This window comes from Streptomyces chisholmiae, assembly GCF_031845445.1.
GTDB lineage: Bacteria > Actinomycetota > Actinomycetes > Streptomycetales > Streptomycetaceae > Streptomyces > Streptomyces chisholmiae.
The window spans coordinates 1-455 of the sequence record NZ_JAVREO010000176.1 but is presented as its reverse complement, the minus strand read 5'-3'; the positions used below and the strand labels follow the sequence as shown (position 1 = coordinate 455).

The following is a 455-nucleotide window of genomic DNA, read 5'->3' as shown; positions in this document are numbered from 1 at the left end:
GCGTCGACGATAGAAGTCACCCAAACCGCGTTCGAGGATTACGTTGCGGGAATCGACGAGGCGATGCAACGCACGGTCTGGTGCCACACGCCCAATGCGCACACCTACTATCGGTCGGGCTCCGGTCGTGTCGTGGTGGCGACGCCGTACCGCCTGGTGGATCTGTGGCAACAACACCGCTGCCCGATCGAAGAGGACTTCGCTCTCCGATGAACCAGATGCTGGCCGGTAAGACGGCATTGGTCACCGGAAGTAGTCGCGGCATCGGTCGTGCGATCGCGCAACGGCTGGCGGCGGAAGGCGCGAACGTGGCGGTGACGGCGCGCTCCCACACTCCGACGCCGTCGACGCGTGCCGGGGTCACCGAGGCGATCCCGGGCACGATCGAGGAGACCCTCGCTCTCATCGAAGACGCCGGCGGTTCGGCCTTCGGAGTGGCTGCCGATCTCGAAGAC

At 65.7% G+C, this 455-nt stretch carries 2 protein-coding genes; both read left to right on the top strand.

Features of this window, described 5'->3' with window-relative positions; all coding sequences use genetic code 11:
- On the top strand, positions 1-213 hold a 213-nt coding region (locus tag RM844_RS32665), incomplete at its 5' end, for a hypothetical protein (RefSeq protein ID WP_311671062.1).
- Positions 210-455 (top strand): SDR family NAD(P)-dependent oxidoreductase (locus tag RM844_RS32660; protein ID WP_311671061.1); only part of this gene is annotated, 246 nt, incomplete at its 3' end. The genes RM844_RS32665 and RM844_RS32660, both read left to right, overlap by 4 nt.